General features: G+C 54.2%; 16 protein-coding genes, 1 pseudogene and 1 other annotated feature. Of the genes and pseudogenes, 8 read left to right on the top strand and 9 right to left on the bottom strand.

The window, feature by feature from the left end; genetic code table 11:
* Positions 1–40: 40 nt before the first annotated feature.
* Positions 41–1,402 (bottom strand): AmpG family muropeptide MFS transporter, encoded by a 1,362-nt coding sequence (locus KO116_RS12435; protein ID WP_035565943.1) that lies wholly within the window; start codon positions 1,400–1,402, stop codon positions 41–43.
* 100 nt (positions 1,403–1,502) lie between these two features.
* Between KO116_RS12435 and KO116_RS12430 the strand changes: the two genes are divergently transcribed.
* The 4 genes and pseudogenes from KO116_RS12430 (at position 1,503) to KO116_RS12420 (ending at position 4,075) form a co-directional block, all read left to right on the top strand.
* Entirely contained in the window at positions 1,503–2,021 is a 519-nt protein-coding gene (locus KO116_RS12430) for an FKBP-type peptidyl-prolyl cis-trans isomerase (protein ID WP_035565941.1), read from the top strand.
* A gap of 153 nt (positions 2,022–2,174) precedes the next feature.
* Entirely contained in the window at positions 2,175–2,297 is a 123-nt protein-coding gene (gene ccoM / locus KO116_RS26080) for a cytochrome c oxidase subunit CcoM (RefSeq protein ID WP_008956688.1), read from the top strand.
* 305 nt (positions 2,298–2,602) lie between these two features.
* Positions 2,603–3,091, top strand: a pseudogene (locus KO116_RS12425) (integrase core domain-containing protein); the annotation flags it as partial.
* A gap of 303 nt (positions 3,092–3,394) precedes the next feature.
* Complete coding sequence (locus tag KO116_RS12420) at positions 3,395–4,075, top strand: hypothetical protein (protein WP_035565936.1); 681 nt, start codon at positions 3,395–3,397, stop codon at positions 4,073–4,075.
* Between the two features lie 231 nt (positions 4,076–4,306).
* Here KO116_RS12420 and KO116_RS12415 read toward each other — a convergent pair whose 3' ends face one another.
* Together KO116_RS12415 and KO116_RS12410 are read right to left on the bottom strand one after the other, a co-directional pair.
* Entirely contained in the window at positions 4,307–4,945 is a 639-nt protein-coding gene (locus tag KO116_RS12415) for a transposase (RefSeq protein ID WP_052703763.1), read from the bottom strand.
* 53 nt (positions 4,946–4,998) lie between these two features.
* Complete coding sequence (locus KO116_RS12410; RefSeq protein WP_035565933.1) at positions 4,999–5,220, bottom strand: hypothetical protein; 222 nt, start codon at positions 5,218–5,220, stop codon at positions 4,999–5,001.
* Positions 5,221–5,516: 296 nt separating this feature from the next.
* Between KO116_RS12410 and KO116_RS12400 the strand changes: the two genes are divergently transcribed.
* A protein-coding gene (locus tag KO116_RS12400; protein WP_144408586.1) for an IS3 family transposase occupies positions 5,517–6,733 on the top strand; the annotation gives its coding sequence in 2 pieces (ribosomal slippage) (positions 5,517–5,802 and positions 5,802–6,733; 1,218 coding nt in all).
* Positions 5,792–5,908: a sequence feature (AL1L pseudoknot), on the top strand. (Overlaps the previous gene by 117 nt.)
* 1 nt (position 6,734) lies before the next feature.
* On the opposite strand, the gene KO116_RS12395 is transcribed toward KO116_RS12400, so the two are convergent.
* The 3 genes from KO116_RS12395 to KO116_RS12385 form a co-directional block, all read right to left on the bottom strand.
* Positions 6,735–7,187 (bottom strand): hypothetical protein, encoded by a 453-nt coding sequence (locus KO116_RS12395; RefSeq protein ID WP_235272382.1) that lies wholly within the window; start codon positions 7,185–7,187, stop codon positions 6,735–6,737.
* 127 nt (positions 7,188–7,314) lie between these two features.
* Entirely contained in the window at positions 7,315–7,896 is a 582-nt protein-coding gene (locus KO116_RS12390; RefSeq protein WP_035563599.1) for a transglycosylase SLT domain-containing protein, read from the bottom strand.
* A 55-nt stretch (positions 7,897–7,951) separates the two neighbouring features.
* Positions 7,952–9,670, bottom strand: coding sequence for a proline--tRNA ligase (locus tag KO116_RS12385; protein ID WP_035563602.1), 1,719 nt, complete (start codon positions 9,668–9,670; stop codon positions 7,952–7,954).
* Positions 9,671–9,965: 295 nt separating this feature from the next.
* On the opposite strand from KO116_RS12385, the gene KO116_RS12380 reads away from it, so the two are divergent.
* Positions 9,966–10,400, top strand: coding sequence for a hypothetical protein (locus KO116_RS12380; RefSeq protein ID WP_035563605.1), 435 nt, complete (start codon positions 9,966–9,968; stop codon positions 10,398–10,400).
* 70 nt (positions 10,401–10,470) lie between these two features.
* Here KO116_RS12380 and KO116_RS12375 read toward each other — a convergent pair whose 3' ends face one another.
* From KO116_RS12375 to KO116_RS12365, 3 genes are all read right to left on the bottom strand, one after another.
* Positions 10,471–11,886 carry an amidase gene (locus KO116_RS12375; protein ID WP_035563608.1) on the bottom strand — a complete coding sequence of 472 codons (1,416 nt, stop codon included), beginning with the start codon at positions 11,884–11,886 and terminating at the stop codon, positions 10,471–10,473.
* A 107-nt stretch (positions 11,887–11,993) separates the two neighbouring features.
* A complete protein-coding gene (gene nfo / locus KO116_RS12370; RefSeq protein WP_035563611.1) occupies positions 11,994–12,857 on the bottom strand; it encodes a deoxyribonuclease IV in 864 nt (287 codons plus the stop codon).
* Between the two features lie 47 nt (positions 12,858–12,904).
* Positions 12,905–13,660: a glycerophosphoryl diester phosphodiesterase gene (locus KO116_RS12365; protein WP_035563614.1), complete on the bottom strand. Its 756-nt coding sequence runs from the start codon at positions 13,658–13,660 to the stop codon at positions 12,905–12,907.
* Positions 13,661–13,858: 198 nt separating this feature from the next.
* On the opposite strand from KO116_RS12365, the gene KO116_RS12360 reads away from it, so the two are divergent.
* Both KO116_RS12360 and KO116_RS12355 read left to right on the top strand, forming a co-directional pair.
* Positions 13,859–14,836, top strand: a complete 978-nt coding sequence (locus KO116_RS12360) for an NADPH:quinone reductase (protein WP_035563617.1) — start codon at positions 13,859–13,861, stop codon at positions 14,834–14,836.
* Positions 14,837–15,097: 261 nt separating this feature from the next.
* Complete coding sequence (locus KO116_RS12355; protein ID WP_035563620.1) at positions 15,098–17,047, top strand: SLC13 family permease; 1,950 nt, start codon at positions 15,098–15,100, stop codon at positions 17,045–17,047.
* Positions 17,048–17,133 lie beyond the last annotated feature (86 nt).

Here is a 17,133-nt window from a genome sequence, read left to right as displayed (position 1 = left end):
TCCAAATTTTCTCTTCACTCGTCTAAGCCTTCAAGCCTGTTTAAGCAGGCTTGGGGGTAGGCACTAGCTGCTTGTCTCGGCTGATCCAAATCGCCAGGATAATGGCGGGCAGGCCCAGTAGCGTTGCGATAACAAAGAAGCTTGGGTAGCCCTGTGAGGTAACGACCAAGCCGCCAAACCCGCTCAAAAACTTTCCTGGTAGCGTCATTAGCGATGAGAAAAGCGCGTACTGCGTTGCAGTATAGGCGCGAGATGTGAGGCTGGAAAGGAAGGCGATAAACACCGCGCTGGCTAAACCGTTGGCGAGGTTATCGCCGATAATCGTGACCACCAGCATGGGCAGTTGGTTACCCACCAAGGCAAGCACCGCAAACAGCAAGTTCGTTACCATCACCAACCCCGCGCCGAAGATCAGCAGTGGGCCGATGCCGTAGCGGGCCACGAAAAGTCCGCCTAATATCCCGCCAGTAATACTCATCGCAATGCCAAATATATTGGTCACGTTAGCAATCTCTGCCAGCGAAAAGCCCAGATCGATATATAGCGGATTAGCCATGGAGGCCATGGCCAAATCGCTGATTCTAAACACCGCAATAAACACCAAAATCCACAGCGCTTTTACACCATAGCGGCTGAAGAAGTCAGTGAATGGGCAGACCAATGCCCCAATACTCCAGGCGCCTAAGCGGCGTAAGATTTTCGGTTTGCCGCGGCTGGCGCGAATAAATGCGCGGACTTTGGGTTCATGAATAAGCTGAATAGAGAGCGATGCCCGTTTGGGTTCTGGTCGCAGCAGCACGGTAAGCACGCCAATGCTCATCAGTGCCGCCATGCTCATATACGCCGCATCCCAAGAGGCCGACGCCGCGATATACAGCGCGCCAGCACCCGCGGCCAGAAGCCCACCGCGATAGCCAATAATATAGGTCGAGGCCATGGCGGCCTGAACATCGTCATCGGCAGATTCAATCCGGTAGGCGTCGATGGCGATATCTTGCGTCGCTGAGCCAAACGCTACTAGCAGGGCAAACAGCGCCACCCAACCGAGATTACCCACCGGGCTTAAACCGGCCAGCCCTACCAGTCCGGCGGCAATTGTCCCCTGGGCTAACAGCATCCAGCCGCGGCGTTGACCAAACGCGCGGGTCAATAGCGGTAGCGCTAATCGGTCAACCACCGGTGCCCAGAAAAACTTGATCGAATAGAGCATGCCGATCCAAGCAAAAAAGCCGATGGCCGCGACTTCGACGCCATCACTGCGTAGCCAGGCGGAGAGCGTGGAAAATACCAGCAGAAACGGCAGGCCTGCAGAAAACCCCAAAAACAGCATGGTAATAACGGGCGCACGACAATAAATAGCCAGTGCAGCAAGCCAACTGCGCTGGGGGGTGGGGTTTAACATTAAACGCTACTCCAAGTGGAAAGACGCTGGCAACGGCCAAGTGATAAACTGATGCAGTGTTCGATTACAAAGCCGACAGCTTACCGGAGAGGAGTTTTCCATGTCGATTACGGCGCATCAGGTAGTTACCTTGCACTATGTCCTCAGCGACGTGCTCAACGATGGCAGCAAGCAGGTATTGGATGGCTCCCAGGCGCGCAATAAGCCGTTGGAGTACTTGCATGGGCACGACAATATTGTACCTGGGCTAGAAAATGCGTTAGCGGGCCAAACTGTTGGCGCCGAGCTAAGCGTTCAGCTCATGCCTGCGGATGCCTACGGTGTGCGCAACGAGGCGCTGATTCAAGAAGTTAGTCGCGGCTCTTTTGGTAACGCTGAGCTGCAGCCGGGTAGCCGCTTTCAAACCGAAGGTGAAGCTGGGCCACAAATTGTCACCGTGCTGGAAATCAATGGCGATCGAGTTACCGTGGATACCAACCACCCGCTGGCGGGCCGCACGCTGAACTATCAGGTAACGATTCTGGACGTACGCGACGCCACCCGCGCAGAGCTTGCCAAAGGACACCCGTTACCGCCGGGCACCGAGCACAGCAAGGTTGAAGACCGTAAAGTACTATAGCGTGGTAGCGCTGCTATGAACGCCCAAAAATTGACTAGTATCAATTTCCTGTTCAACCGCTTACTCGCGCCACTCGCCACTTGACCTAGATCAGCATTCTCCCGCCGTTGAGTGACTAGTATCAACGCATACATCACGGCGGGAGGATTCACCATGTATTGGGATGACACAATTGTTTTCGGCTTGGCCACCGTCGCGTTAGTGATCGCTTTTATGGTGGGCTGGGTTGGCTTCGTGATTCGCGATCATCTGCGTAAAGATGAGCGCAAAAAGTAGCTTATCCCGTTCATGTAAACCTTGTCAGGGGAGGGGGTTTGCTAACTTAGTAAACTTCCTTTTGCCAGCCCATATTGGGCTGGCTTTTTTTTTTGAAATATCAAAATCGGCTGGGTTGAAAGTATAGTGGATCCCATGATTTAGACCACTGGCTTAGATAGAATGCCACGATAATTCTGGAGAAGTAACGTGGCGAGAAAACAGTTCAATAGTGAATTCAAGGCCAAGGTTGCCATGAAGGCAATTCGAGGAGATAAGACAGTGGCTCAGCTGTCCTCACAGTTCGGTGTGCATGCCTCTTCGGCCAGGTATATTCGACCGATATTACTACCTACATCAGAGTAGGCCGAGGGTTCGCCTATCTGGTGGCAGTTATCGACTGGCACAGCCGCCAGGTATTGTCATGGCGGCTGTCGAATACATGGATACGGCGTTTTGCGTCGACGCGCTTGAAGAGGCTCTGGAGCGCTATGGCGCACCAGGCACATTTAAATACCGACCAACGCAGCCAGTTCACTAGCGAGGTGTTTACGGGCGTTCTCAAGGCTCATGACATTCACATCAGCATGGATGGCAAAGACCGAGTGTTGGATAACATTTTTGTTGAGCGGCTTTGGCGCTCAGTTAAGTACGAGGGGGTCTATCTAAAGCAATACCAAACGATGCAGGCAGCACGGGAGGGATTGAGTACCTACTTCGAGTTTTATAACCATGAGCGCCCTCACCAATCGCTCAATGACAAGACACCGGCTGAGGCACATGGAACTAACGTCCAGTGGCCGCAAGCCGCGTGAACAAGCACTTTAACCCCATAGGCATTTTATCTTAATTTAAAAGCATCACTGGTCTTGACGACGGGGTCCACAATGATTTATAGAAATTAGAGACGACACTTGGAGGGCTGAAAACTTAATCTACTAGCCTGATCAGTCGATTATGACGCCTACCGGCTGACTATTTGGGGAATGTCGGAAGAAAGCGAAGTAGCATCAAATGGCACCAATACCCTAAGGGGGAGATGCACAGAGAATTTATTTTGCTATTACCTATAGGCGTCTTGGCCACTAGTAGCAAAAAAATCGGGAAGGCAAAAAATTATGGCTAGTGAAAATAAATTTCCAAAATTTTTTATGTTTTTTCGCATTTTAAAGGCTATCAGCTTTCTGATGCTCGTGGGAGCTACAGGATGTACACATGATGGTTTAATCCATCCGAGCGTGTTGGGGATCGCCGCAGGCGTTGCGTCAGTAAAAAATCCAGATTTTGATCTAGAGGCGTTTAATAGATCAACAGATCAATATTACGGGAGGTCTGGATCTGGGTTGCAACAGGCCAACTCGAACGGTTCCGTCGGCCAACAAAGCGGAAAAGCGCCAATTACTTTTGTTACAGAGCAATGCATATCAATCAGACAAGCAAGACAAGTTCCTGGTGTCGACGAACAAGCACGTGAATTTGTTAATAAATGCAGCTTTCCAGTCATTGTTGCCCACTGTTTTGTGAACCAGAGATCAAGCGATTTCAGGGGCTGTAAAAGCTATAGCCTCACACAAATGGTGAAGAATAGTTACGATGCTATTACCGGCACACGAGTGCATCCGAAAGGCATTTCAACCGATGATTGGAATTACGCGGTAGTACATATTAAGGCTAGTTCGGCTACTAGCTTCTTGGATCCCGACGTCAGTCTGTTTGATAACAATCAGGGAAGCCTGAGGTATGTAGCGTTTCGTTGTCCTACAGGACGCATTGATCATAGAGACTTATGTGCAACATAGAAAATACAGATTACGCGGCTGCTTTATCACTCTTTGTTGCTTTTGTCGTGTCTCCGCGCGCTGGTTACATTTAACAGTTTATAAAACTCATCCAACTCTTCCTAAGAAACCCGCTGTCTGGGGTCTGCTGGCCAATTCAAAGCCTAATGATTGCGCACGACGTTGTAAGTTGCGAAGAATACGTTGATGGTAGCGTTCCTCATAATAGTCAGCACCGGGGTCTTGATAAACTCAGCCATGCCGCAGGACGTTATAAAATAAAACTGCAATTTTCCTTGCTGTCGCAGTGACCTCCTTAGCATTACCTAGTCGACTCGACAAACGGCGGTAGAACGCACCAAGAGCTGTTTGGGAGCGTCCAACCATCGTAGCAGTCAGACGCAGCAAGGCAGCCGCTCGCTTCTTGGTTCGTCGGGTTCTTGACGATAGCACTTTGCCAACAGAGATCTTGCTTCCCGGTGACAACGCTAGCCAGGAGGTAAAGTGCTTGACCATGGTCCAGCGACGCATATCAGTGCCACACTCGCTAATTAGCTTGAGTACCAAATAGGGACCAAGGCCATGGATCTGAGTTAGGTCAATGCCCAGAACCTGATACAGGCCATTGCGTACATCGAATGCTGGTGCATTAGGGTTGGCATCCCGATGTCGAGCGGCAGGCAGCGAGCTTTCCGGCATTGGCGTTGTAAGTGAAAGTCGTTTGAGAGTCGCTTCAATAAACTGATCGCACTCGGCGACATGCTCATGGTAGGTATCGTACAAGGAGAGAGACTGACGCAGCGCTAGTAAATGTTCCTCACGGTAGTGGCCCTCCAAGCTTTGACGAATTGTTTCCTCACTCGTTTTACAGCGCGGTGGCACGGTCGACATGGTTGGTCAGCACGGAGTAGAGGGTTTCGGTATCCTGGGTAGAAACGACGCTCTTAAAGCCGAAGTCTTCGGCGAGGATAGCCAACGTTATTGCTTAATTGTTCGCCGCGCGCATCCAATAACTGCTGCAATACGTTGGTGCCCACTTCTAAGCGTTCGGAGCCTTTTGCAAGAACGTCGTTTTGCGTAGCGCGTAGAAACTCCACACCAGTGGCAAGTTGAGAAACAATCACCACCGTTAGCAGTACCAGCATCAGACGCGTTCGAAAGCGCATAGCGACCTAAGAAAATGGCGGATCAACATCTTGTAAGCAGTAGGTAATGCCTAACTAGCGTCTCTAAACCGTTGCTGAAGAGGAGACAGCGTTGGCGCTGGAGGTACCGCATTTAGTTCTAATCGGACGTCCAGTTGGTCTGTATCGGTAATGGTGCCTTCCCACTAGACTTGCTGTCTGTCATCGAGACATAGATGCCAAACCCGAACGCGATGCTGGCCAGGCGAGCAGGTAAGGTAAGCATGCTGAACCGCCCCGGCTTTACCGGAGACTCCATATCTTGAGAGGATGGAGTTATGAACTCACCAAAACGATATTCCCCAGAAGTCCGGGAGCGAGCTGTTCGATTAGTCCTTGAACAGCAAGGCGAATACCCGTCCAAGTGGGCGGCGATCTGCTCCATTGCCAGCAAGTTCGGCTGTACACCAGAGACTTTGAGAGCCTGGTGCAAACGCACAGAACTCACGCAGGAAAACAGCTCGGTTAACCTGTCTGAACATGAACGACTCAAGCAGCTAGAGCGTGAAAACACCGAATTGAAGCGTGCCAATGAAATTCTCCGTAAGGCGGCTGCTTTTTTCGCCCAGGCGGAGCTCGACCGCAAACCCAATTGATGGTGTCATTTATCGACGAGCATCGTGCTCAGTTCGGGGTCGAGTCGATTTGTAGTCAACTGCCAATCGCCCCATCGACGTATTACCACCACAAGGCACTTGAAGCTGATCCTGAACGGCGGGCAGACCGGTATCGACAGGATGCGTTTCTTACCGCTGAGATTCAGCGCGTGTGGGAAGAAAACTTCTGCGTCTACGGTGCCCGTAAGGTCTGGCGGCAACTCCGCCGTGAAGGCGTTAATGTTGCTCGTTGCACTGTAGAACGGCTCATGCGCCGCCTAGGAATTCGCGGCGTGGTGCGAGGCCAACGCCCCTTCACGACCATCAGTGATCCCGGCCAGAAACGGGCACCTGATTTAGTGAAACGTGACTTTACGGCTATGCGTCCTAATCAGCTTTGGGTGGCCGATTTTACCTATGTCGCTACCTGGTCTGGCTTCGTTTACGTTGCGTTCGTTATCGATGTTTATGCACGCTGTATCGTGGGTTGGCGTGTAGCGACGTCGATGAGAACGGCACTGGTGCTGGACGCTCTGGAGCAAGCTCTGTGGGCACGAAAACACAGACAAGGGTTGATCCATCATAGTGATAGGGGAAGCCAATATCTCTCGATCCGCTACACCGAGCGTATGGCTGACGAGGGTATCAATGCCTCAGTCGGCACCACCGGCGACTCCTACGACAATGCGCTGGCTGAAACCATCATCGGCTTGTTCAAAACGGAGGTGATCCATCATCGTGGCCCATGGAGGGGACTGGATGCCGTTGAGTATGCCACGCTGGAGTGGGTTGACTGGTTCAACAACCGCCGACTGCTGGAACCCATCGGAAACGTTCCACCAGTAGAACGAGAAAGGACGTATTATCGTCAACTGGAAGAGTCGGGTGAAGCTGCCTGACTCAAACAAACCGGTCTCCGGAATAACCGGGGCGGTTCATGCCTTCCAAATCCGTTGTCGCTGCATAAGGGGCGTCACTCACCACAATGAATGCCTGCATATGGTCATGGATATTGCATCCCAATACGACGACCCCTGACTGATCAAAATGAACGGGCTTGGGTGTTTCCTGTAGATACAGATTCAAATCAAACGTTTTCGCCGGTGAAAATGAGTAGACGTGGAGGCGTGTGGTGTCCTGATTGGGAAAGGCAACATAACTGCCGGTGGGCACTGTTAGCACTCTGGGATGAAAAGCCGCATCGCGTTGATAAATATTCTGTTCTTGAGGCTGATTTGCTTCAGTGTCGTAGTAAACCTCAACAACGGCGTTTTCAAGCGGTAACCCTTCAGCATTGTGTATCGTTATTTGCGCGGCGTAAGCGGTAGCGTTAAACAGGCTGCTCGCCAGCAAAAACAGCGGGACATATAGGTGCTGGTAAGCCTATAAAAATTTCACTCGAACAAGTGCGTAAGGACATGGCCGAACTGTTGGACCAGTTCTTGGCGGTCGGCCTGATTGAAGCTGCTGAGCAGACTGCTTAACGCTGTGGTGGCTGGCGCCACGTGTCTCGCCACGCTTGCATGACGCGTTCTGGGTACCACGTCTCTCCCAAACTGCCATTATATCGCGCCAACGCACGAGTAAAGTCGCCACTCTCAATGGCTAGGTAGTGCGCCAGAATCGTACAGCCATAGCGTAAATTGCGCGGCGGGTGGGTGAGGTCGTCAATCGGCAACCCTAGCTCGCTGATCCAGAAAGGCATGATTTGCATCAAGCCAACAGCACCCGCTGATGAAATGGCATCGGCTTTGAACGCGCTTTCGACCTGAATTAAGGCTAACACCAAATCCGGTGGCAAACCTGCGAGTCTGGCTTCTTGGTAGATACGCGTGAGCAGCGTTTGACGTTGGGCCGCATCATCAATGAAGCGCGCCAGTGGCGCATCCATTTGCATGCGCCACTGGCGGGCTGCCCACTGCTGTTGAGCGGTTTGATGCTGCTGGTTGGCCGTTTCAAGAGTCGGGCGAAGAGCTGGTGGCAGCGGCTGTGCTGCTAATGGCACAGCGTCTAGCAACAACACGCCAAGCGTTATAGCAACGCTTGGACGTCGTGCCGTCATTAACCACCGCGCCACAAAGCCTAGAGCCCGCCACGCGGTGACAACCTTTGCCGACTTAGCGGGCCTTCTCACGCAAAAAGTCGATAATTTGATCTGCGGGCACCATGGTTGCTTCGCTATCCCGGCGGCCTTTGTACTCCAGCTCGCCATTATCCAAGCCGCGATCTCCAATCACCAACCGATGGGGTACGCCTATCAGTTCCAGGTCGGCAAATTTGACGCCGGGGCGAGTGTCGCGGTCATCTAACAATACGTCGAGACCAGCGGCGCTGAGTGCTTGGTAAAGGCGCTCAGACTCTTCACGGACACGCTGGGACTTGTGCGCATTCATCGGCACTAATGCCACTTGGAAGGGGGCAATGGCGTTAGGCCAGATAATCCCGGATTCGTCGTGGTTCTGCTCAATGGCGGCGGCGACCACGCGGGTCACGCCGATACCGTAGCAGCCCATCCACGGGTGGCTGGTTTTGCCGTTATCGCCTAACACGTTGGCGTTCATGGCCTGGGAATATTTTTGGCCAAGCTGGAAAACGTGACCGACTTCAATACCGCGCTTGATGGAGAGCGTACCTTGGCCATCGGGAGACGGATCGCCTTCAACGACATTGCGTAGATCGGCAATCTCGGGCAGGGCCACATCGCGCTCCCAGTTAATACCGAAGTAGTGCTTGTCATCCACATTGGCACCGGCGCCAAAGTCGCTCATCAATGCCACGCTGCGGTCAATAATGACCGGCATTTTCAGACCGACCGGGCCCAGTGAGCCGGGCCCGGCACCCACCGCTGCACGAATTTCTTCTTCACTGGCCATGGTTAGCGGCGCAGCGACGTTGGCCAAGTTTTCTGCCTTAACTTCGTTGAGCTCATGATCGCCACGAATCAGCAGCGCGATCAGGCCGCCTTCAGCTGCGTGAACCATCAACGTTTTGATGGTTTTTTCAATCGGCAGCTCGAACTGCTTCACCAGGGCAGCGATCGTTTTGGTGTCAGGGGTATCGACCAAGCGCAATTCTTCGCTGGGTTCGGCACGAGTTGCTTGGCTACCAAGCGGAGCAGGGAGCGCCTCGGCTTTCTCCATGTTGGCCGCGTAATCGGAGGAGTTGGAGAACACGATATCGTCTTCACCGGAATCGGCGAGTACGTGGAATTCGTGAGAGCCGGTACCGCCAATCGAGCCGTTGTCGGCGATGACGGGACGAAAGTTAAGCCCTAAACGCGTGAAAATGCGCGTGTAGGCATCGTACATATCCTGATAGGTCTGCTTCAGTGACGCTTCATCCAGGTGGAAGGAGTAGGCGTCCTTCATGATGAACTCACGCGAGCGCATCACCCCAAAGCGTGGACGAATCTCATCGCGGAATTTGGTTTGAATCTGATAGAAATTGACCGGCAGTTGCTTGTAGCTGGCGATCTCTTTACGCACTAGGTCGGTGATGACCTCTTCGTGGGTCGGGCCAACGCAGTAGTCGCGGTCATGGCGATCTTTTAAACGTAACAGCTCAGGGCCGTACTGCTCCCAACGGCCAGACTCTTGCCATAGCTCCGCCGGTTGAACGGCGGGCATCAGTACTTCTTGTGCACCGGCGCGGTTCATCTCTTCGCGCACGATGGCTTCTACTTTACGCAGTGTGCGCAGGCCAAGCGGCAGCCATGTATAAAGCCCTGAGGTTAAACGGCGAATCATCCCGGCGCGTAGCATTAGCTGGTGGCTAATGACTTCGGCGTCGGCCGGGGTTTCTTTCAGAGTGGCAATCAATAATTGGCTGGCGCGCATGGGTTAGAGCATTCCTTAGAGCTTAGAAAATAGCGTTTAGAAGAAAATGTGCTTGGAAGAAGCCATACTCACATTCAGGGCGGTAGCCCCGTTAGCGTTGAATCGGGCCATTGTACGGCCTAGCGGTTAAAGCGGCAAAATAGTGCTTATCGCCAAATTATCTATGCTTTTGGCAGGCTGTGCTAAACTACGTTGGTTTTAGAGCGCGATAGTCGGCAATGAATATCCATAAAAAAATGCTGCACGAAAGCATGTTACGCCGACTATGGTTACTTTTTTGATTGAGGGAATCTTCATGCATCAAGCAGTTCGTCGCTGGTTGACAGGCGCCGTGATTGGCGTTTCAATCGTGTCATTAAGTGGTTGCGGTACATTGTTTCATCCTGAGCGAAAAGGTCAGATGAGTGGCGATATTGATCCGGTTATCGCTATCGCCAATGGGGTAGGGTTACTGTTCTTTATCGTACCTGGGGTGATTGCCTACGCCGTGGATTTCTCTAATGGCACCATCTATCTGCCCGGCCGCAACAGCGCCTCAGTAGATGTTCACCACTTAGACGACGCTATGGATGTGGCTTCCCTGGAAAAAATACTCTCTGAGAAGGCTGGTCAGCCGGTGAGCTTAGAGAGCGAGTTAGTCATGATTGAAGAAATGGGCAGCCTTGATGAAGCGCTGGCCATGGTGCGTATGTCAGGCGTGCTGGACGAGGAAAAGCTTTCCGCGATGTAACGTTTAACGCTGCTCGCTAAAACCCAGCCCGGCTTTCTGCCGGGCTGGGTTTTTTTATGCTGAGTATGCGTTACGCATACTGGGCGGGATTGGGAACGCTGGGAAAACGTGGTGGATATGCTTCCATGTAAGCGTGGCAAGCGCGTAGAACGCGAATATCATCAAACTTGCCGCCAGCGAGTTGGAAGCCAACCGGCAAGCCTTCATTGGTAAACCCGCAGGGTACCGATGCGGCGGGTTGCTGGCTGAGGTTAAAGGGGTAGCTAAACGGCGCCCACTCTTCCCAGTCCTGCATGCCGCTGCCTGGGGGCACTTCCTGATTAATTTCAAACGGACTGACTGCCACCGAGGGTGTCATCAGTAAATGATATTCTTGATTGAAGTGTTCCAGGCGTTGCGTTAATGCCGCGCGGTCGGCCAGGGCACGAAACAGCTCAACGGCTTTCCAGGGCTCTGCTTCGCGGGCATTGGCTACCATGCCGGGATCTAAAAGCGTGCGCTGATGTTGGCTCGTTTGCGACCACTGCTCTAAGGAGGCGGTAAACCATAGCTTGCGAAATGTCTCCAGTGGTGACGAAAAGCCTGGGTTTACCTCGACGATTTCAGCGCCCAACTCCTCCAATCTCATGGCCGCTTCATGCACGCGCTCGGCAATTTGCGGGTCTACCTTGGCGTAACCAAGATCCGCGGAGTAGCCAATCCGCAGCCCGGTTAATCCTTTGTCCAGGTCGACCCCCCAGCACTCAGGCTGCCCGCGAGTGGCGTAGGGGTCACGATAATCGTAGCGACCTATCACATTCAGCATGCTGACCGCGTCGCGCACGGTACGTGTCAATGGCCCCAGGTGAGAAAGGCTGGGCTCTTTTGCGGGCGGCCACTGAGGTGTCCAGCCGTAGGTGGGCTTAAAGCCAAATACCCCCGTAAACGCCGCGGGAATACGGATCGAACCGCCTGAATCGCCGCCCTGGTGAAGCACGCCCATATTGAGAGCTGCGGCTGCAGCGGCTCCGCCGGAGGAGCCGCCAGGGGTCAAACGGGTATCCCAGGGGTTGGCCGTGGCGCCAAAGATACGGTTATCGGTGACCGCTTTCCAGCCGAATTCGGGCGTATTGGTCTTGCCCAGTATCACTGCCCCTGCTTCGCGTAACATGCGGGCCGGAGGCGCATCGGTATCGCATGGCGCGTCGGAGGAGGTCAGTGACCCTTCCCGGCAGGGCATGCCTGCCACCTGAGTCAGGTCCTTCAGCGATACCGGCACCCCATCGATGGGGCTGAGTGGTTTACCTTGCCCCCAGCGCCTTGCCGAGGCTTTTGCCGCTGATTCGGCGCCTTCGGCATCCACGTGAACATAAGCGTTCACGTCTGGGTTGAAGCGCTCGATCCGCTCAAGGGCGGCTCGGGCCGCCTCGAGGGGGGAAGCCTCACGGCTTGCGAACAAGTGAGCTAAGGTCTGGGCATCCAGGCTGCCAAGATCGGTACCGCTCATCGCATACTCCTTACGTCGGCTGGGCTTGGGAAAGGAGTCTAAGGGTAGGCAAGCATTGCCTGCGGTGCAAAAGCAGCAGCCATGCAAAAGCCGCAGCCATACAGAGTTTAATGGCTCGACGTGGCTTCTTTGGACGCCTGAGCGCGCAGCCAGCTGATCTCCTCGGCCCATATCTCAGGCTCGACGGTTTCCAATATTAAAGGAATGTCGTCAATCCGGGCATCCTGCATGATGGTGGTAAAGGCGGGTAGCCCGATATTGCCTTTGCCCAGGCTATGGTGGCGATCCACACGGCTGGCGAATCCGCTTTTGGCATCGTTCAAATGCATACCACGCAGGTAGTTGAACCCCACCACTTTGCCGAGCTCATCAAGCGTTGCCTGTGTCGCTTCTGTACTGCGCAGGTCATACCCGGCGGCAAAAGCATGGCAGGTATCAATACATACGCCCACGCGGGTTTTATCGTCTACATGCTCAATGATCTCGGCCAGATGCTCAAAGCGCCAGCCCAGGTTGCTGCCTTGCCCCGCGGTGTTTTCAATCACTGCCGTGACACCTTGGGTATGCGTAAGCGCTTCATTAACGGACTCGGCAATACGCTTTAAACAGTCGCTTTCGCTGATCTTGTTTAGATGACTGCCTGGGTGGAAATTGAGCAGTGTCAGGCCGAGCTGTTCGCAGCGCTGCATTTCATCTAAAAAGGCCTCCCGGGATTTGGCTAAGCCTTCCTGCTCTGGGTGGCCCAGATTAATCAGGTAGCTGTCGTGGGGTAAAATTTGCCCAGGCGAAAAAGCGTGTTTAGCACAGGCATCACGAAAGGCTTGAATCGCGTCATCGGTGAGCGGCTTGCCCTTCCACTGGCGCTGGTTTTTGGTGAACAGCGCAAAGGCATCGGCACCGATCTCCAACGCCCGGTGAACGGCTTGATCTGCACCGCCAGCGGCGCTCACGTGGGCTCCCAGGTATTTCACAACGGACTCCTTGTCATTGTTTGAACGTACTCAAGTATATGAATGGATTAATGGCTATCTAGAAAGCGCTTAAACGCGGCGGGTTCGTCGGTAATCACCCCGGCGATACCCCACGCCCAGCGGCTATGGAAGGCGCTGGGGTCATTGGCGGTATAGCACAGGATCTGGTAGCCGTCCTGTTGCATGGCCTCGACCTGGGCGCGCTTTAGGCGTGACCAGGACGGATGCACACTAAAAGCGTCAATGGCTTCGCACTGTGCTCGCCAGGTTTTGGGTACGCCATTGTACAGCACGCCCAGCGCCAGACGCTTCTTACCTGCCAACTGACGGCAGTGGGTTAGGGCCTCGGTATTGAAGGAGGAGATGATAAGCCGCTCGGGGGGCAGGGTGTCCAGCATCTCGGGCAGGGCGCGCTCCACCAACGCGATGGGGTCGCGTCCTTTGTTGACCTTGATCTCCATGTTGACGCCCATTTCCAGCTCGTTAAGCAGCGCCAGCATCTCTCCCAGGCTGGGCATCTTTTCACCTGCAAAGCGATCACCAAACCAACTGCCCGCATCCAGCGTTTGCGCTGTTGTCCAGCTCATTGAGGCCAGGCTGCCGCGCCCATTCGAGCAGCGCGACACGTCGGCGTCGTGCCAGATGACCGGGGTGCCATCACCGAGCAGTTGCACGTCCAGCTCTACCCAGGTGGCGCCCGCCTGATGGGCCGCGCGCACTGCCGCTAAGGTGTTTTCGGGAGCAGCGGCAGAGTAGCCGCGGTGGGCAATCAGCGAGGGAACTTGAATAACGGGATGCGTCATGACAGCGCTCTAAGCCTTGGACGGTAAAAGAGTATTGATTCTAGCATGGGGGGATGGCAGCGGTATTTCACCGCTAAACAGCATAGGGGTGAAAATAGGCTAGCGTGCTAGCTTGATTTAAACGTCATGACGCGCTTGTATAGCGGCACCTGTTGTCTTGACTATCTTCTACAAACCCAACAATGAAAGGAAACCCTAATGTCTAAGCGTATCCAATTTGCCCAGACCGGCGGTTCCGAGGTGCTTGAACTGGTCGACGTGACCCCCGCTGAACCCGGCCAGGGCGAAGTGCGTATCGCCAATAAAGCCGTTGGCCTTAATTTTATTGATATCTATTTTCGTACCGGGCTTTATCCTGCCCCCGCGATGCCTTCTGGCCTTGGCACCGAAGGCGCCGGTGTAGTCGATGCTGTCGGCGCTGGCGTGACGCACTTAAGCGTCGGTGATCGCGTCGCTTATGCCCAAGGGCCTTTGGGCGCTTATGCAGAACTGCATACGTTGCCTGCGGCTAAAGTGGTTAAGCTCCCCGATTTTGTCGATTTCGAGACGGCAGCGGCCAGTATGCTCAAGGGCCTGACCGTGCAATACCTGCTGCGCCAGACCTATGAGCTGAAAGGCGGCGAAACCATTCTGTTCCATGCGGCTGCCGGTGGGGTAGGGTCGATTGCCTGCCAGTGGGCGAAGCCATTAGGCGTCAAGCTAATTGGTACTGTCAGTTCCCAGGAAAAAGCGGATCTGGCTATGGCCAATGGTGCCTGGGCGACGATCAATTACAGCGAAGAGAACGTGGTCGAGCGGGTGCGCGAGCTGACTAACGGCGAGATGTGCGATGTGGTGTATGACTCGGTAGGGAAGGATACCTGGGAGATGTCGCTGGACTGCCTGAAGACGCGCGGCCTGATGGTGAGCTTCGGCAACGCTTCTGGCCCGGTGGATGGTGTTAATATCGGCATCCTCAACCAGAAGGGCGCGCTTTACGTGACCCGCCCCAGCCTTAACGGTTACGCCGACACGCGCGAGCGTCTGGAGATGATGTGCCAGGAGTTCTTCGCCATGCTCGAGAGCGGAAAGGTCAAGATTGACATCGCCAACCGCTATCCGCTGGCAGAAGCGGGTAAGGCCCAGGACGCCCTACAGAGCCGTAAAACTACCGGCTCGACTATTCTCTTGCCCTAATTCCTACCTACATAAATACCCTACATACGCAGCTACATACACACTCAACTGACGCATTCGGCTCTCAACGCTTGCCACGTTATTGACAAGCTGGCCAGGGCCGAATGCCTTGGTTGGCTATTCAACGGTCGATGCGTATGCAGGGACTATACCTGTGTATAGTAAACGTCTAATGTGCGTGGAGAATAGCCATGCCTGTGGCATGGCGTGCATCAATCGTATGCTGCCGTTATCAAACGGTGGCAAGGGAGTAGGAAAAGGATGTCGGCTGAGGACATGAGTGTTGAGAGCTCAGGTGCTGAGGGCTCAGGTGTTGAGAGTCTCAATCTTGAAGCGTTAGGTCTTGAATGGTTGGCGCTTTCGCCAAGTACGTTGGTGTTTATCGTGCTTGGCCTGACGCTGGTTGCGTTCATATGGGGACGCTTTCGCTACGATCTAGTCGCGTTGGCGGCGTTGCTGGGATCGGTCATGCTCGGGCTAGTGCCTGCCGAGAACGCCTTTATGGGTTTCGGCCATCCGGCGGTGATTACAGTGGCCGCCGTGCTAGTACTTAGCCGGGGCTTTGAACGCTCCGGCGTGGTCGATATTATTTCCAATCAAGTGTTAAAAGTGGGTGAAAACCTGCTGCTTCAGCTATTAGTGCTGGTGGGTACCGTCGTGTTGTTATCGGGCATTATGAACAATGTGGGCGCTCTAGCACTGCTGTTACCGGTGGCGATGCGGTTGGCTCGTGAACATAATACCTCGCCCTCTTTACTGCTGATGCCGCTGGCATTCGGGTCTCTGCTGGGCGGCCTGACAACCTTAATTGGCACGCCACCCAATATCATTATCTCCAGCTACCGGCGCGATGTGACGGGTGAAGCGTTCAGCATGTTTAGCTTTTCGCCTGTCGGGATTGCGGTGGCGCTGGTGGGGCTTGTGTTTATTGTGTTGGTGGGCTGGCGCTTGACGCCGAAGCGCAGCGGCCAAGCCTCTACCGATGAAATGTTCGATACCGCCAACTATTTGGTGGAATTGAAAGTAGGTGAAGAGTCGAAAGCCAAAGGCTTAACGTTACAGCAACTGCGTGATGAGCTGGACGAAACCATCCCCGTGTTAGCGGTCGTTCGCGATGATAACCGTCGTGCTGGCTATAACTTCCACGGCGCCTTGGAAGAAGGGGACATTCTGCTGTTGGAAGCAGGTCCCGATGAACTCCAGATGCTGGAAGATAAGGTAGGGCTTAGTGCGATAGCCGAACTGGAAGAAGAGGCGGACGTCCCTGAACACACCGCAAGCGGCGAAGAGGTCGAGAAAGCTGGCACGGGTGAAGCGAAAGATGCGGCACAGGACCGGCAGCCAGTGGATACCGAAGGCTTGCAGCTAATTGAAGCCGTGGTACGTAATGATTCCATGATGATTAACCGCAGCGTGCGTCAGTTACGCCTGAATCACCAGTTTGGCCTGCACTTGGTGGCCGTGGCCCGTGACGGTGGGCGCTTGAAGCAGCGCCTGCGTGATATCCGGTTCAAGAATGGTGATGTGTTACTGCTACAGGGCAGTGAGAATGAAATGTCCGACAGTCTGGCCTCCCTCGGTTGCCTGCCACTGGCTAGCCGGGAATTGCACTTGGGGCAGCCGCGCAAGCTGGCCATGTCGATCGCCATTTTTGCCTTAGCCATCATTGCCATGCTGTTCGATCTGCTGCCCGCGGCAGTCGCCATGAGTACCGCTGCTTTGATTTCGCTACTGATTGGCGTATTGCCGTTGCGAGAAGGGTATCAAGCCATCGACGGCCCTGTGATCGTGCTGTTGGCCGCAATGATACCCGTGGGGGAGGCGCTTGAAACCAGTGGCGGCGCCGACCTGATTGCCGATGCACTGCTGCGCTTTGGCAGCGACTGGCCGGTGGTGGTCACCATGGTGGGGCTGTTCCTGCTCTCTATGCTGCTCTCGAATGTGGTCAACAACGCGGCGGCTGCGCTGCTGATGGCGCCGATTGCAGTCAGCCTGGCCAATGGGTTCGATGTCTCGCTCGATCCGTTCTTGATGGTGGTGGCTGTAAGTGCTTCCTGTGCGTTTTTAACTCCCATCGGCCATCAGTCGAATACACTGGTGCTGGGCCCAGGGGGCTATCGGTTCGGTGATTACTGGAAGCTGGGGCTACCGCTTTCGCTGGTAGTACTGGCTGTCGCTATCCCGCTGATTCTGCTGGTATGGCCGCTGTAAAAAACGTCTAACGGTCCGGCCTGACGGTGTGATGGTAGCGAAGGGGTGGATGAAGGCTATTAGGTTTCGAAAATTTTGCTAACCTA

It is taken from the genome of Halomonas sp. KO116 (assembly GCF_000734975.2).
Classification (GTDB): Bacteria; Pseudomonadota; Gammaproteobacteria; order Pseudomonadales; family Halomonadaceae; genus Vreelandella; species Vreelandella glaciei.
Note: the sequence above shows the minus strand (reverse complement) of the source record. Positions and strands in the feature narration are given on the sequence as shown.

Bases quoted from the DNA above. Each gene is read 5' to 3' on its own strand.
- KO116_RS12410 (WP_035565933.1), bottom strand. From the start codon at position 5,220: ATGCGCTTTCGAACGCGTCTGATGCTGGTACTGCTAACGGTGGTGATT.
- KO116_RS12355 (WP_035563620.1), top strand. From the start codon at position 15,098: ATGTCGGCTGAGGACATGAGTGTTGAGAGCTCAGGTGCTGAGGGCTCA.
- ccoM (WP_008956688.1), top strand. From the start codon at position 2,175: ATGTATTGGGATGACACAATTGTTTTCGGCTTGGCCACCGTCGCGTTA.
- KO116_RS12435 (WP_035565943.1), bottom strand. From the start codon at position 1,402: ATGTTAAACCCCACCCCCCAGCGCAGTTGGCTTGCTGCACTGGCTATT.
- KO116_RS12390 (WP_035563599.1), bottom strand. From the start codon at position 7,896: ATGACGGCACGACGTCCAAGCGTTGCTATAACGCTTGGCGTGTTGTTG.
- KO116_RS12365 (WP_035563614.1), bottom strand. From the start codon at position 13,660: ATGACGCATCCCGTTATTCAAGTTCCCTCGCTGATTGCCCACCGCGGC.
- KO116_RS12430 (WP_035565941.1), top strand. From the start codon at position 1,503: ATGTCGATTACGGCGCATCAGGTAGTTACCTTGCACTATGTCCTCAGC.
- KO116_RS12380 (WP_035563605.1), top strand. From the start codon at position 9,966: ATGCATCAAGCAGTTCGTCGCTGGTTGACAGGCGCCGTGATTGGCGTT.
- KO116_RS12360 (WP_035563617.1), top strand. From the start codon at position 13,859: ATGTCTAAGCGTATCCAATTTGCCCAGACCGGCGGTTCCGAGGTGCTT.
- KO116_RS12420 (WP_035565936.1), top strand. From the start codon at position 3,395: ATGGCTAGTGAAAATAAATTTCCAAAATTTTTTATGTTTTTTCGCATT.
- KO116_RS12375 (WP_035563608.1), bottom strand. From the start codon at position 11,886: ATGAGCGGTACCGATCTTGGCAGCCTGGATGCCCAGACCTTAGCTCAC.
- KO116_RS12385 (WP_035563602.1), bottom strand. From the start codon at position 9,670: ATGCGCGCCAGCCAATTATTGATTGCCACTCTGAAAGAAACCCCGGCC.
- KO116_RS12415 (WP_052703763.1), bottom strand. From the start codon at position 4,945: ATGTCGACCGTGCCACCGCGCTGTAAAACGAGTGAGGAAACAATTCGT.